At 69.4% G+C, this 13,650-nt stretch carries 11 protein-coding genes; 2 read left to right on the top strand and 9 right to left on the bottom strand.

Translation table 11 applies throughout. From position 1 onward, the window contains the following. Window positions 1-202: 202 nt before the first annotated feature. The 5 genes from yjfF to ACIHCQ_RS16130 form a co-directional block, all read right to left on the bottom strand. The gene (gene yjfF, locus ACIHCQ_RS16150; RefSeq protein ID WP_399662366.1) at window positions 203-1,222 is read right to left on the bottom strand and encodes a galactofuranose ABC transporter, permease protein YjfF; all 1,020 of its coding nucleotides are present in this window, start codon (window positions 1,220-1,222) and stop codon (window positions 203-205) included. After that, window positions 1,219-2,304 carry an ABC transporter permease gene (locus tag ACIHCQ_RS16145; RefSeq protein WP_399662364.1) on the bottom strand — a complete coding sequence of 362 codons (1,086 nt, stop codon included), beginning with the start codon at window positions 2,302-2,304 and terminating at the stop codon, window positions 1,219-1,221. The genes yjfF and ACIHCQ_RS16145 overlap by 4 nt, the downstream gene beginning before the upstream one ends. Continuing rightward, on the bottom strand, window positions 2,301-3,845 hold the full coding sequence (locus tag ACIHCQ_RS16140) for a sugar ABC transporter ATP-binding protein (RefSeq protein ID WP_399662362.1): 1,545 nt from the start codon (window positions 3,843-3,845) through the stop codon (window positions 2,301-2,303). Before ACIHCQ_RS16140 ends, ACIHCQ_RS16145 begins: the two co-directional genes overlap by 4 nt. 89 nt (window positions 3,846-3,934) lie before the next feature. Beyond that, the gene (locus ACIHCQ_RS16135) at window positions 3,935-4,942 is read right to left on the bottom strand and encodes an ABC transporter substrate-binding protein (RefSeq protein ID WP_399662360.1); all 1,008 of its coding nucleotides are present in this window, start codon (window positions 4,940-4,942) and stop codon (window positions 3,935-3,937) included. A 174-nt stretch (window positions 4,943-5,116) separates the two neighbouring features. Further along, window positions 5,117-6,142, bottom strand: coding sequence for a LacI family DNA-binding transcriptional regulator (locus tag ACIHCQ_RS16130; RefSeq protein WP_399662358.1), 1,026 nt, complete (start codon window positions 6,140-6,142; stop codon window positions 5,117-5,119). Between the two features lie 328 nt (window positions 6,143-6,470). Between ACIHCQ_RS16130 and ACIHCQ_RS16125 the strand changes: the two genes are divergently transcribed. Next, window positions 6,471-7,457, top strand: a complete 987-nt coding sequence (locus ACIHCQ_RS16125) for an aldo/keto reductase (RefSeq protein ID WP_399662356.1) — start codon at window positions 6,471-6,473, stop codon at window positions 7,455-7,457. Here the strand turns inward: ACIHCQ_RS16125 and ACIHCQ_RS16120 are convergent, their stop codons facing one another. From ACIHCQ_RS16120 to ACIHCQ_RS16105, 4 genes are all read right to left on the bottom strand, one after another. Next, window positions 7,458-8,882, bottom strand: a complete 1,425-nt coding sequence (locus tag ACIHCQ_RS16120; protein ID WP_399662354.1) for a nickel/cobalt transporter — start codon at window positions 8,880-8,882, stop codon at window positions 7,458-7,460. Then, window positions 8,879-10,243, bottom strand: coding sequence for a tetratricopeptide repeat protein (locus tag ACIHCQ_RS16115; protein WP_399662352.1), 1,365 nt, complete (start codon window positions 10,241-10,243; stop codon window positions 8,879-8,881). Before ACIHCQ_RS16115 ends, ACIHCQ_RS16120 begins: the two co-directional genes overlap by 4 nt. Before the next feature lie 80 nt (window positions 10,244-10,323). After that, window positions 10,324-11,103, bottom strand: a complete 780-nt coding sequence (locus tag ACIHCQ_RS16110) for a hypothetical protein (protein WP_399662350.1) — start codon at window positions 11,101-11,103, stop codon at window positions 10,324-10,326. Window positions 11,104-11,156: 53 nt separating this feature from the next. Next, a complete protein-coding gene (locus ACIHCQ_RS16105) occupies window positions 11,157-12,536 on the bottom strand; it encodes a DUF4331 domain-containing protein (protein WP_399662348.1) in 1,380 nt (459 codons plus the stop codon). A 343-nt stretch (window positions 12,537-12,879) separates the two neighbouring features. Here ACIHCQ_RS16105 and ACIHCQ_RS16100 point away from each other — a divergent pair, with 343 nt between their 5' ends. Then, window positions 12,880-13,590 (top strand): lysophospholipid acyltransferase family protein, encoded by a 711-nt coding sequence (locus tag ACIHCQ_RS16100; protein ID WP_399662346.1) that lies wholly within the window; start codon window positions 12,880-12,882, stop codon window positions 13,588-13,590. Window positions 13,591-13,650 lie beyond the last annotated feature (60 nt).

Genomic DNA, 13,650 nt, shown 5'->3' with positions numbered 1-13,650 from the left:
AGCTCTTCGCCTCCACGACCCCCGAGCACGAAGAGTGAGCACATGTCGCTTCTCAGTCACCCACCAGACTGACCCCCACCACCCACAACCGCAACACGTTGCCTTGGCAGTGCCTCGCGTTCCTGCGACAACCCCGCGAGGCGGCCCGGTGCGCTGCACCGCGCGCCGGGCCGCCTCGTCACGCCCTGAGGTGTCGGTGTCCTCACTCCTGGCGGCGTGTCGTCATGACGCGCTGGATCAGGATGAAGGCGCAGAGCAGCACGCCGGTGGCGATCTTCGTCCACCACGAACTGAGCGTTCCCTCGAACTGGATGATGCTCTTGATCAGGCCCAGGACGAGCACCCCGAACAGCGTGCCGATCACATAGCCGGACCCGCCCGTGAGCAGGGTGCCGCCGATGACCACCGCGGCGATCGCGTCGAGTTCCATACCGGTGGCGTGCAGCGGGTCCCCGGACTGGATGTACAGGGTGAACAGCAGGCCGGCCAGCGCCGAGCAGAAGCCGCTCACCGTGTACACGGCGATCTTCGTGCCGCCCATCGGAAGGCCCATCAGCAGCGCCGACTGCTCGTTCCCGCCGATGGCGTACACCCGGCGTCCGAAGCGCGTGTAGTGCAGTACGTAGAACGCGATGGCGAGGACGACGAGCGAGACCACAGCGGCGATCGACAGGAACGATCCACCGGGCAGCGCCACCTGAGTCTGGGCGAGATCCCCGACCGAGGGATCGCTGATGGAGATCGATTCCTTGCTGATGACCAGGCACAGGCCACGGAAGAGGAAGAGCCCGGCCAGAGTCACGATGAAGGGCTGGATCTCGAAGTTGTGGATCACATAGCCCATGAGGAAGCCGCCGAGCGCCCCCACGCCCAGCGCGATGGGTATCACGATGATCACCGGCACGCCCTGCTGTTCCACCAGCCACGCCGTCAGCATGGTGGTGAAGCCGATGACGGAGCCGACGGACAGGTCGATCCCGCCGGACATGATGACGAAGGTGGCACCGACGGCGGCGACCAGCAGATAGCCGTTGTCGATGAACAGGTTCATGAACACCTGCGGATCGGTGAACCCGTAGGCCTGGTACCGGCTCAGGCCGCCGATGTACATCGCGATGAACAGGGTTGCCGTCACCAGGACGGGCAGGCGCCGGTCGCCGAGCAGGCCCGAGGCCCGGGTCAGCCGGGGGGCGCTCTTACGGCTGTCGGTGGTCGTGCTCACTGCGACACCTCTATCTTGGGAGCGGTGTCGGTCACCGCGGCAGGATCCACCGGGGCCGCGGCCCGTCCGCGTGTCCGCGCGCCGAAGACCTTGGCGCGGAACTTCGGGGACTGCATCAGGCAGACGATGATGACGACGGCGGCCTTGAAGACCAGGTTGGTCTGGGTCGGCACGCCGATGGTGTAGATCGTGGTGGTCAGGGTCTGGATGACGAGCGCGCCGATGATCGTGCCGCCGATGTAGAACCGTCCGCCGTTGAGCGCGGTGCCGCCGATCACGACGGCGAGGATCGCGTCGAGTTCGATCCACAGTCCGGCGTTGTTGCCGTCCGCGGCCGACACGTTGGAGCTGATCATCAGCCCCGCGATACCGGCGCACAGCGCACAGAACATGTACACCATGATCTTGATACGGCGGGACCTGATGCCCACCAGGCGGCTCGCCTCGGCATTGCCGCCGACCGACTCGACCAGCAGCCCCAGCGCCGTACGACGGGTCAGCGCCGATGTCACGGCCACCACGACGGCCACCACGAAGATGGAGAAGGGCAGCGTCAGCCAGTAGCCGCCGCCGATGAGCTTGTACGGCTCGCTGTTGACGGTGATGATCTGGCCGTCGGTGATCAGCTGGGCGAGGCCGCGCCCCGCGACCATGATGATCAGGGTGGCGATGATCGGCTGGATGCCCATCCTGGCGACCAGGAAGCCGTTCCAGAGGCCGCAGACCAGCGCGGCCACCAGGGCGAGGCCCAGCGCGAGGAAGACCCCGGACAGGGCGCCCTGGTCGGACTGGTCGCTGATGACCGAACAGGCGAGTGCGCCCGAGATCGCGACCACCGCGCCTACGGAGAGGTCGATGCCGCCGGTGGCGATCACCAGCGTCATGCCCACGGCCACCAGGATGAGCGGCGATCCGAACAGCACGATCGAGACGAGGCTGCCGTAGAGGTGGCCGTCCTGCATGTGGATGGCGAAGAAGTCAGGCGTGAAGGGGACGTTGACGAGCAACAGTCCGATCAGCACCGCGACCGGCCAGAAGAGCCGGTGGTGCATCATCGCGCGCCATCGGGAAGTGGTCGTCACTGGTGCTCTCCGCTCGCGATGGTCTCCAGAATCCGGCCCGCGGTGATCTCGGGCCCGTTGGCCAGCTGCGCCACCAGCCGGCGGTCACGCAGCACTCCGATGGTGTGGCTCAGCCGGAGTACCTCCTCCAGCTCGGCGGCGATGTACAGCACGGCCATGCCGTCCTCGGAGAGCGAGACCACGAGTTTCTGGATCTCGGCCTTCGCGCCGATGTCGATACCACGCGTCGGCTCGTCCAGGATCAGCAGCTTCGGCTGGGTGATGAGCCACCGGGCCAGCAGCACCTTCTGCTGGTTTCCGCCGCTCAGCGCGCCGACCCTGGCCTCCGGGTTGGCGGGCCGGATGTCCAGCGCCTTGATGTACTTGGCGACGAGTTCGTCCCGCTGGGCAACCGGTATGGGCCGGACCCAGCCGCGCGCCGCCTGAAGGGCGAGGATGATGTTCTCCCGCACCGTCAGGTCGGGCACCAGACCCTCGGTCTTGCGGTTCTCGGAGCAGAACGCGACGCCGGCGCCGATGGCGTCGTTCGGGGCGCTCAGCGAGACCTGCTTTCCGCCGATGGTCAGCTTCCCGCTGTCCGCCTGATCGGCGCCGAAGAGCAGCCGGGCGAGCTCGGTACGGCCGGAGCCGAGCAGGCCCGCGAGTCCGATCACCTCGCCCGAGCGGACCTCCAGGTCGAAGGGCGCGATACCGCCGGTCCGGCCGAGGCCGTCCGCCTGGAGCAGCGGCTCGCCGACGGCGGACCGCAACTGGTGTTCGTGGAGCTCCTCCAGCTGGTCCAGGTCCTTGCCGATCATGAGCTTGACCAGACCGACCTGATCCAGGTCCGCGACCATGCGCTCGCCGACCAGGGTGCCGTTGCGCAGTACGGTCATGCGGTCGCAGACCTCGTAGATCTGGTCGAGGAAGTGCGATACGAACAGGATCGCCACGCCCTGCTCCTTGAGGCGCCGCATCAGGGCGAAGAGCTCCAGCACCTCGTCGCGGTCGAGGCTGGACGTCGGCTCGTCCAGGATGAGCACCTTGGTGCCCGCGCCCGCGCCCTTGCCCTCGCCGGTGCCGCTGCCCACGGCCCGTACGATCGCGACCAGTTGCTGCACGGCCAGCGGGTACGAACCCAGCGGCGCGGAGACGTCGATGTCGAGGCCGAGCCGGTCCACCAGCTCCGCCGCTTCCTGGCGCAGCCGCTGCCACTGGATCCGGCCCCTGCGGGTCGGTTCACGGCCGATGAAGACGTTCTCCGCCACCGACAGGTTGGGGCAGAGGTTGACCTCCTGGTAGACCGTGCTGATGCCGGCCTGCTGTGCCTGCAACGGGCCGGCGAACCGTACGGAACGCCCGTCGACGGTGATGGTGCCGGCGTCCAGGGAGTGAACCCCCGTCAGCACCTTGATGAGGGTGGACTTCCCGGCTCCGTTCTCGCCGAGCAGGGCGTGGATCTCGCCGGGGAAGAGCCGGAAGTCGACGCCCGACAGAGCCCGTACCCCCGGAAACTCCTTGAAAATGCCCGCCATCTCAAGGACGGGCAGCGGCTCTGCCATGGCAGCGCTCCTCGCAGAATTGGTCAGGTCCGCGGGGAGCCTCGGTCCGGTGTTCCGTGCCTGAGGCTCCCCGCCGCCTGTCCGGTCGGTCAGTACTTGCGGGTGGGAAGGGCGGCCTTGGCCTGGTCCATGGTGAAGTCACCCTCCTTGGTCTTGATCCACCGCTCGACCGTCTCACCGGCGTGGACCTTCTTCACGACCTCCATCAGCTGGTCTCCGAGGAGCGGGTTGCACTCGGCGATGGCGTTGATCTTGCCCTCGGACATGGCGACGAAGCCGTCCTTCACGCCGTCGATCGAGACGATCAGGATGTCCTTGCCGGGCTTCTTGCCCGCTGCCTCGATGGACTGGATTGCGCCGATGGCCATGTCGTCGTTGTGCGCGAACACCACGTTGATGTCCGGGTGGGCCTGGAGGAACGCCGCCATGACCTGCTTGCCGCCGGCGCGGGTGAAGTCACCGGTCTGGCTGGCCACGATCTTCCAGTCGGCGGCGTGCTTCTCGTCCATGACCTTCTTGAAGCCCTTGGCCCGCTCGATCGCCGGGGCGGCGCCGGTGGTGCCCTCCAGCTGCGCGATCTTCACGGCTCCCTTGTGGCCCGCCGTCGCGAGGACCTTCTCCAGCAGCACCGCGGCACGCTCGCCCTCGACGGTGAAGTCCGAGCCGACCAGCGTGACGTACAGGGACTCGTCGGAGGTCTCCACGGAGCGGTCGGTGAGGACGACCGGGATCTTGGCCGCCTTCGCCTCCTTGAGCACCGCGTCCCAGCCGGTGACGACCACCGGCGAGAAGGCTATGACGTCCACCTTCTGGGTGATGTAGCTGCGGATCGCCGAGATCTGGTTCTCCTGCTTCTGCTGGGCGTCGGAGAACTTGAGGTTGACGCCGGCCGTCTTGGCCGACGCCTTCACCGAGTCCGTGTTGGCGCTGCGCCAGCCGCTCTCCGAGCCGACCTGGGAGAAGCCGAGGACGATCGCCTTCTTGCCGTCGGCGCCGGTGGAGGCGGCGGGGCTGTCGTCCTTCTTGGCGCAGGCCGAGAGCGCGCCCACGGCCGCCACGCCGACTGCCGCCGAGAGGAAGTTGCGTCTGTTGAGCATGTGCTTCTCCTTTTGAGGAGCGGTCCAGGAGGGACCCGCCGGTACTGGTGAAGACGGGCTGGAATGCGTCCAGCCAGTCGATCATCGTTCGAGATGTCGGCCGTGTATCGCTGGCGATAACGGCCGGTCGGCGTCAGCGGGAGCTGAGGCCAAGTATCGAGGTGGGAGTGGATATCAAGGTGGCAGTGGCAAGGTGGAGGCGCGGACGACGAGTTGGGGCGCGATGACGGTCCGGGGCGTTACGGCCGGTTCGCGACCCTCGATCCGGTCCAGGAGCAGGGCGACGCTCCGCTTTCCCACCGCGGAAAAGTCCTGCCGGACCGTGGTCAGGGGCGGAGAGAAGAACTCCGACTCCGGGCTGTCGTCGAAGCCGGCCACCGCGACGTCCTCGGGTGTCCGCAGGCCCGCTTCGCGCAGGGCCCGCAGAACGCCGAGCGCCATCTGGTCGTTGGCCACGAAGACGGCGGTCAGACCGCGACCTGCCCGTTCGGCCAGTTCCCGGCCCGCCCGGTAGCCCGACCTCGGGCTCCAGTCCCCACTCAGCGGCGGAGGGGGCTCGATCCCCGCCGATTCGAGCGTCGCCCGCCACCCGGCGGCCCGGTCCTCCGCCTCCAGCCAGCCGTCGGATCCTGCGACGTGCCAGACCGTGCGGTGGCCGGCCGCCAGGAGGTGACCGGTGGCCAGCCGTGCGCCCAGACCCTGGTCCACGGTGACGCTGGGGATCCCCCTGGCCTCTCCGCTGCTCACGGTCACCACCGGGAAGGGGTGGCGGAGTTCAGCGAGAGCAGCGACCGCCGACCGGTGCGGGGCGACGGCGACCACTCCCTCCACCCCGCCCTCGCTGAGGTGGTCCAGGGCCTCTGCCAGCGTGTCCACGGTGAGCCTGCGCAAGCTCACCGCGGAGACGAGATACCCCTTGGCGCGTGCCGCCTCCTCCAGCGCGAACAGGGTGCTGGCCGGGCCGTAGAGGGTCGTGTCGGAGGCCACCACACCCAGGGTCCGGGTGCGCCGAGTGGCCAGGGCACGCGCCGAGAAGTTTCGGCGGTAACCCAACTCCTCGATCGCGCGGCGCACTCTGGTTCGTGTCTTGTCCCGCACGTTGGGGTGATCTCCCACAACGCGTGAAACGGTCTGGTGGGACACCCCCGCCAACAGTGCGACATCCGCCATGGTCGGCGGTCGCAGCGGTGATTCGGCCATGCCGCACCTCCTTGGCGGTTGCTGACGAGCGCGAAGGTCGTTGTGAGCGCTAACAAAACATGCCGGTCAAGATGTTGAACAGACAGGCAGGCGTCACATTTGCGTAACGCGAAGGAGACTGTGCGGAGGTATTGACGCACCTGGATCCCGGACGTATTTTCAGTCGATCGAAACTTCGAACTGCGTACGACCAACCGAACGTCACGGCTTCGGGGGTGCGAAGAGCGCCCAATTACGTGTGGGGGGCGGCTGTTGACATAGAGCGCACTTCAAGATCCAGACTCCCTTTCGGCACCCGCACCCGGCGGGTGGTACGAAGGGAATCCCGATGCGCTACCGAACGATCGGCACCGACCCGGGCACCCGGCGCGAGGTGAGCGTGCTCAGCCTCGGCGCCATGCTGTTCGGCACGGTGACCGACGAGGCGACCTCGTTCGCGATCCTCGACCGGTACGTCGAGGCTGGCGGCACCTTCATCGACACTTCCAACAACTACGCGTTCTGGATCAACGGCACCCAGGGCGGCGAGAGCGAGGCACTGCTCGGCCGCTGGCGGCGCAGCCGTGGCCCGGTGGACGAGCTCACCATCGCCACCAAGCTCGGCGGGCGTCCGCTCGCCCCCGGCACCAGCTTCACCGACAACGCCGAAGGGCTGTCGGCCAAGGTGATACGGGAGTCCTCGGAGCGCAGCCGCGAACGGCTCGGCGTGGACAAGCTCGACCTGCTGTACGCGCACATCCCGGACGACGCCGTACCGGTACGGGAGACCGTCGAGGGCTTTGCCGAACTGGTGGCCGAAGGCACTGTCGGACTGCTCGGCGTCTCCAACCACTGGGCCTGGCAGGTGGAACGCGCCCGGAGCCTCGCCGCGGCGGCCGGTCTGCCCGGCTACGAGGTCCTCCAGTACCACCACACCTATCTGCGGCGGCGCGCCGACCGGCCGACCCTGCGCTCCCCCGACGGCCAGCTGGGCGTGGTCAAAGGTGACCTGCTCAGTTATCTGCGGGCCGAACCCGGACTCGCGCTGGTCGCCTACACCCCGCTGCTGTCGGGAGCTTACGTACGCGACGACAGGCCGCTGGACGCCGACTTCGACCATGCGGGCACGCCCGCGCGCCTGGCGGCGCTGCGGGAGGTCGCCAAGGAGACCGGGGCGACGGTCAATCAGGTGGTACTCGCGTGGCTGATCAGCGGCGAGATTCCGGTGATTCCGCTGGTCGGCGCCTCCTCGGTGGCGCAGCTGGACGAGAGCCTGGCCGCCGTCGACCTGGAGCTGACGGTGGATCAGCGTGCGAGGCTGGACGCCCCGGTCTGATCACAGGCCGCCGGGGAGGGCTCGCAGCGTGAGGCCCAGACCGACCAGGACGATGAGGGTGGCGGTGGCCACAGGGCCGATGCGCGAGAGCCGCTTGCGCAGCGTCGGCAGCGGGCCACCGGAAGCACCGGGGGCGCCGGTGGCCGCCGCGATCCGGTCGCGGAGCCGGATCAGGAGCAGACCCGCCAGGGTGAGCGTCGCTGCCATGCCCAGGCCGTAGCCGATGACCAGGAGCACGCCGAACGCGGTCCGGCCCAGGGCAACGGCTCCGAGCAGGACCACCAGGGCGGAGGGGCTGGGGACCAGGCCGCCCGCGATGCCCATGCCGATCAGGCTGCCGCGTCGCGTACCGCCGTGATGGTGGTGGTCATGGTGTACGTGGGCGCGGCGGTGGAGGACGGCGGAGCGCAGCAGCCGGAGGCCGATCGCCGTGATCAGGAGACCGCTGGCCAGGCCGAGCCACAGCAGTACCGCCTCCCCGGCCAGCGCGGTGGCGACGGGCAGCAGAAGTCCGAGCACCAGCACGCCCGCGGTGTGCGTCAGCGTCACGGTCGCGCCCACGGTGACCGCGTCGCGGGGTGTGCCACGACGTCCCGCGAGATACGCGGCCATGACCGTCTTGCCGTGCCCCGGCATGGCCGCGTGGGAAGCGCCCAGTACCACCGCGAGCAGCAGCGCCAGCAGCCCTACGGGAACGGTCAGTCGGCGTGTTCCGACAAGTGAGTGGAAGACGCCCGCGACCTTGTCCAGCGCGGCGGTGACCGGGCCCGCACCCGGAAGGCCCGCCGGCCCCGGCGGCGGTGGGCCGCTGTCGCCGGCCTCCACACGCAGGGTGGCGGTTCGCTGGTTGAGGGGCGCGGCCAGCGGGTCCTGCGGATAGCGGCGCAGTTCGTCGGTGGCGGAAGCCGCGGGCACGGTGGAGCGCGTGAGCGTGACTCCCCTGCCGCGTGCGGTGATCTCGTGCCAGCCGACGCGCCCGCTGTCGTACGTGGTACGCACGGTGATGTCCGATGGTGACCGCGGACGCGCCCCGGCGGTGAGCGCGCACCGCAGTCGGCTGGTCCGCAGGCCCCCTTCGCCGGGCTGGTAGGTGAATTGGGCGGCGGAGAGTTTCCAGGCGACGCGGCTCGCGTCCATCTCCACCCGCAGGCCGCGCGCCAGCGCCGTACACCGGCCTCGGGCGTGGGACCGGCGTTCGGCCGCGTCGACGGCGCCGTTCTGGTCCCGGTCGACCGACGGCCGTTCCTGCGCGGTGGAGATCTCCGCGCGGTCGACGACGGCGACGGCGTCGATCCGGTCGGGGCGCACGGTCAGGCCGGTGTAGTGGTTGACGGTGAAGTTGCCCAGCGGATGCGCGGCGACCGCGGGCGGCTCGATGAACGCGGTCGCGGACAGCACCGCGAGAAGAGCGAGCGTGAGGGTCATCGGTGTGCCTTGCCGAGGGCGGCTTTCGCCTTCGGCGCGTGCAGCGGCGAGAAGTGCGGGTTGAGGCGCAGCGCCCGGCCGATGTGCTCACGGCCGGGCCCGGCCATGCCCAGGGCCTGTTCGATCCGGCCGCGGTGGTAGGCGAATTCGGCGCGGTGGCCGTCCAGTTCGGTGGCCTGGCGGGCGTACGGCAGGGCATGCGCGTGGTGACCCGCCCGGTGCAGTGCCCAGCCGAGCGCGTCGGCCCTCTCCGCGGTGCGGCCTCTGGCCCACTCCGCGCGCAGCAGGCGTACGGCTGTCGCGGGGTCGCCGTGCTCGCTCTCGTACCGCCCGGCGAGCAGGCCGTCGGCGACCCCACTGGCGCGGAACAGCTTCTGTACATCCTCGAAGAGCATGAACTGCCGCTCGGCCTGCGCCTGGCGGCCCAGCGAGAGGTACAGCTCGCCGAGTTCGACGAGTACGGCGGGATGCGGGGCGTGCTTCAGGGAAGCGGTGTAGTCGCGCAGTGCCTCCTCGGTCCGGCCGAGGGCCGCCTTGGCCCGGCCGCGGCCGGCCAGCGCGGCGGCGTGGTGCGGGTCGGCGGCCAGCGCGCGGTCGTAGGCGGCCAGCGCCGTGCGGGGCCGGCCGGTGTGCCACGCCAGCTCGCCCTTGCGCTCGTGGCAGAAGGCGAGTTCGGCGGCGGCGGCAGGGGCGGCAGCAGGGGCGGCGGCGGAGATGGCCAGGTCCAGGGCTTCGGCGGCGCGTTCCGGGCGGCCGGTGAGGGTGAAGTAGTGCGCGGCCCGGGTGTAGGAGGCCACGCCGGGCCGCAGGTTCATCATGGTCCGCAAGGCTTCCTCGGCCGACCGGCGCTCACCGAGCTGGAGCCGGGCGTCGGCCAGTACGCCGTAGAGCATCCAGTGGTCCGGGTCGAGTTGGAGCGCCTGCTCGGCCCACCGTTCCGCGTCCCGGAACTCGTGGCGTGCGTTGGCGAGTGTGCCCAAGCCGGTCTGGGCGCGGGCGCGGTCCTCGGGGCTCCGGTGGCGGAGCGTGAGCGCCTTGCGCAGCGCCTGTTCCGCCTTGGTGTAGTACGTGGGGTCGGCGGCGACCCGGGCCTGTTCGACGTAAGCGGTGCCGAGTTCGGCCCACAGCCTGGCCTCGTCCGGGGCCCGCTTCAGCCGCGCGCGGGCCTGCTCGATCATGGCGGACACGCTGTGCGGCGACACGGCCGGCGGGAACACGCCGGCCCGCTCGCCGCTACCGCTACCGCTGCCGCTGCCCAGCCGGCCGTCGCCGTGATCCGTACGGTCCTGGCCCGGGCCGTACACGATCAGCGCTCCGGCACCCACGACCGCGGCCAGGACCAGTCCGAGGGCTCGTCTCATCCGGTTCTCCTCAGCGGACACAACACAACGGCGTGGGTGCCCCGGGAGACCGGGGCACCCACAAGCGGGACCGGCTTGTACTAAAGACCCGGGCGGATGGCGTCCGCGAGGGACTGCAGACCTGCCGCGCCGACGCTCGGGAAGTGCCCGATGTTCGGGAACGTCTTGCTCGGGACGCCCTTCCAGGCGATGTCGGTGTCGAACAGGTGCATACCGCTCTTGAAGTCGGTGGCCAGTTCCTTGTTCAGGTGGGTGGCCCACTGCGCGTCCATGTTCATGACGACGCGCTTGGGGCCGATGCCTCCGTTGTGCGGGACGAACTGGCCCGTCATGAACGCCTGCGGGACGCTGAAGTTGAGCATGGTGAGCTCACCGGCCGTGTTGCGTACGCCGTTGACCTCCGGCGTGGCAAGGAACTTGCTGTGGCCGAAGGCGGCGAACAGGACCCAGAAGTCCTCGACCTCGTAGATCTTGCCCGTGGCCTTCTGGGTGATGCGGAAGCCGCCCGGGTAGCAGACGCGGCCACTGGGGAACTCGATGTTGTCGTACTTCTCGCCGATCGGCATGGTCAGGGCGGTTCCGTTGTCGGTCAGCTTGACCGGGGCGATGCCGTCGATGGTGGCGCCCGACTTCTTCAGACCGTCGAGGAACTGCTTCGAGAGGGTGACCTTCGCCGTCCCTTCCTTCGAGAGGTAGACGCCGGTCTGTCCCGCCGGGACGCAGCCCTTGGCTGCGGCTGCGACGGGCTGCTGCTGCGGCGCCTGCTGGGGCGCGGCCCCTGCGAACGCCGGCTGGGCGGACAGCAGCAGTGCGGCACAGACGCCGCCGGTCAGGACGAGAGAGGAAGGGGTGAAACGCATGGGACATCTCCTGTGGTGGGGGTGTTCTCTGAGGTGTTCTGTGTACGCGTGGATTACGCGTGCAGCGGTGTCGGAAGGTAGGGGAAGGCCGTGGTGTTCGGCTTGGCCGGCCGCCCGCCCGTCACATCCGGGCCGATCGCGGGCGTGGCCTGTGTGGTCAGCGCGCCCATGAGCAGGGACAGGACGGACGCGCTGACGTCGTCGTCGAGCCGCCTGCCGTTGGGGAAGCCCTGCGGGTCACCCGCGATGTAGCCGAGGCGGTCCGCTCGCCGGGTGGGCGGCGTGCTCATGTTGAGGCGCAGCTCCTCCGCCGGAACGATGGCCGCGGGGTCGGCGTCCCTGTTGGTCCGTGGGGAGTTGATCCCGTCGCTGAGCCCGGTCAGCCAGGCGCTTTCGAGGTCGCGGCGGGGTTCGGCCGGTGCCTTGACACCGGTGGCCGACTGGATCAGCTTCGGCTTGAGCGGGTGCAGTACGCCGTTGTAGATCTCCGCGGTGCCCCGGTCCTTGTCCGGTGCCGAGGCGTTGTACCGATCGTTCGCCGTGCACGGCAGGACGGCGGGGCAGCGTACGAACACTTCGTTGAACGTCGGGTTTCCCACCCGGGAGACCTGACGGTAGGTGTCCGCGCCGCCGCCTCTCAGATCCAGTGCCTTGCGCGCCGCCGTGGCCCATACGCCGACCACCGGATTGCGCTCGGCGTCGCCGCGCAGCGCCACCTCGGACTTGGGCACCTGGAGCACCATGGTCGAGACATTGAGCGGGGTGGGCGTCCGCAGCGACGGGGTCGGGGTGCCGAACCTGATCAGGGCGGTGGCCTTGAGGTTCGTATAGAAGGGGTCCGCGGCCTGGCCCGCGTAGGTCTGCCCGCCGCCGGGCAGTTGCTCGGTCGCCTCGCGGCGCAGCTTGCCGTAGTCCGGCATGACGAGCCGGCCGAAGTGTGTGGGGGCGGCGGTTCCGTCGCGTACGAGGGTCTGGGCGGCGGCGCCCGGCCGCAGCTTCTGGAGGGTGTAGCGCTGGCGGAAACGGAGGTTGCCGCTGTCGAGAGAGTCCACGACCCCGGTGACGTACGCGGGGATGAGTCCCCGGTTGTCCTCGTCGCGGAAGGTCCACCGGTAGGTGACGTCGGCCTTTCCGTCGCCTGTGCTGTCGAAGTGGACGTCGTAGCGGGTGTCGGTGGCGAAGCGGTACGGGACCGGGGTGCCGGGGGCCTGGAACGGGTGGTAGTTGACCGCGACGGTCATGGTGTCGGGCGCGTCCGGGCTGGTGAACGCGTACATGTCCGTCGCGTCGAGCTGCGGGTCGGGGACCACCATCGGGGCGTCCCAGTGGCTGGAGGCCCGGGACTCCGTCAGACCCGGCCCGAACGCGATTCCCCCCGCGAGAATGGCGCCCGCGAGGAAGGCGGCCCCCATCCAGGATCGTCTCTTGGCCATGCGTGTTCCTTTCAGAACCTTTGATTACCTTTGATTCAGGAACCCTTGAGGAGACTGGCGAGACATATGCGAGGTATCTGCCATTTTTCTCCATGCCCGCTCCCTGGCCGGAGTTCTCCGCCCGGCCGCGGTGCTCACCTCGAACGGCCGACCGGGATCAGTCGGACGGCTTACGCGCGGTGGCGCCGGGCGCGCCGCCCCCTGCATGACCCCTGCACGGCTCTGTCACCCACCGGCGGCCCGCACCTACACTGAGCCTCCCCCGGCGCGCCCGTGACCTGGCACTACTGACCTGGCACTACGCAGTCCGGGAGCCGGTCCCGCGGAGTGAGGAGCAGCCCTGGTGTTCTATTACGTGCTCAAATACGTCGTTCTCGGGCCGGTGCTGAAACTGTTGTTCCGGCCCAGGATCGAGGGCCTGGAGCACATCCCCGCCGAGGGCGCGGCGATCGTCGCGGGCAATCATCTGTCGTTCTCGGACCACTTCCTGATGCCGGCGATCATCAAGCGGCGTATCACTTTCCTCGCCAAGGCCGAGTACTTCACCGGGCCGGGCGTCAAGGGCCGGCTGACCGCCGCGTTCTTCCGCAGCGCCGGGCAGATCCCGGTGGACCGCTCGGGCAAGAACGCCGGGCAGGCGGCGATCCGCGAGGGCCTCGGGGTGCTCAACAAGGGAGAGCTGCTGGGCATCTACCCCGAGGGCACCCGCTCGCACGACGGCCGCCTCTACAAGGGCAAGGTGGGCGTCGCGGTGATGGCGCTCAAGGCGGGGGTGCCGGTGGTGCCGTGCGCGATGGTGGGTACGTTCGAGATCCAGCCGCCCGGACAGGTCCTGCCGAAGGTCAAGCGGGTCACGGTCCGCTTCGGTGAGCCGCTGGACTTCTCGCGGTACGCGGGCCTGGAGAACGAGAAGGCCGCGATCCGCGCCGTCACCGACGAGATCATGTACGCGATCCTTGAGCTGTCGGGCCAGGAGTACGTGGACCGCTACGCCGCCGACGTCAAGGCGGAGCTGGAGCCCGCGAAGAAGTTCCCCCGGCGCCGGGGCTGTTAGCGAATCCGCGCACGGCGTACTCCCTGGGCCCGGTGCCCACCGCGCGCTTAGCGTGGAGCA

The organism is Streptomyces sp. NPDC052236 (assembly GCF_044548015.1).
Lineage (GTDB): Bacteria > Actinomycetota > Actinomycetes > Streptomycetales > Streptomycetaceae > Streptomyces.
Note: the sequence above shows the minus strand (reverse complement) of the source record. Positions and strands in the feature narration are given on the sequence as shown.

Bases quoted from the DNA above. Each gene is read 5' to 3' on its own strand.
- ACIHCQ_RS16140 (WP_399662362.1), bottom strand. From the start codon at position 3,845: ATGGCAGAGCCGCTGCCCGTCCTTGAGATGGCGGGCATTTTCAAGGAG.
- ACIHCQ_RS16135 (WP_399662360.1), bottom strand. From the start codon at position 4,942: ATGCTCAACAGACGCAACTTCCTCTCGGCGGCAGTCGGCGTGGCGGCC.
- ACIHCQ_RS16130 (WP_399662358.1), bottom strand. From the start codon at position 6,142: ATGGCCGAATCACCGCTGCGACCGCCGACCATGGCGGATGTCGCACTG.
- ACIHCQ_RS16125 (WP_399662356.1), top strand. From the start codon at position 6,471: ATGCGCTACCGAACGATCGGCACCGACCCGGGCACCCGGCGCGAGGTG.
- ACIHCQ_RS16120 (WP_399662354.1), bottom strand. From the start codon at position 8,882: ATGACCCTCACGCTCGCTCTTCTCGCGGTGCTGTCCGCGACCGCGTTC.
- ACIHCQ_RS16115 (WP_399662352.1), bottom strand. From the start codon at position 10,243: ATGAGACGAGCCCTCGGACTGGTCCTGGCCGCGGTCGTGGGTGCCGGA.
- ACIHCQ_RS16110 (WP_399662350.1), bottom strand. From the start codon at position 11,103: ATGCGTTTCACCCCTTCCTCTCTCGTCCTGACCGGCGGCGTCTGTGCC.
- ACIHCQ_RS16105 (WP_399662348.1), bottom strand. From the start codon at position 12,536: ATGGCCAAGAGACGATCCTGGATGGGGGCCGCCTTCCTCGCGGGCGCC.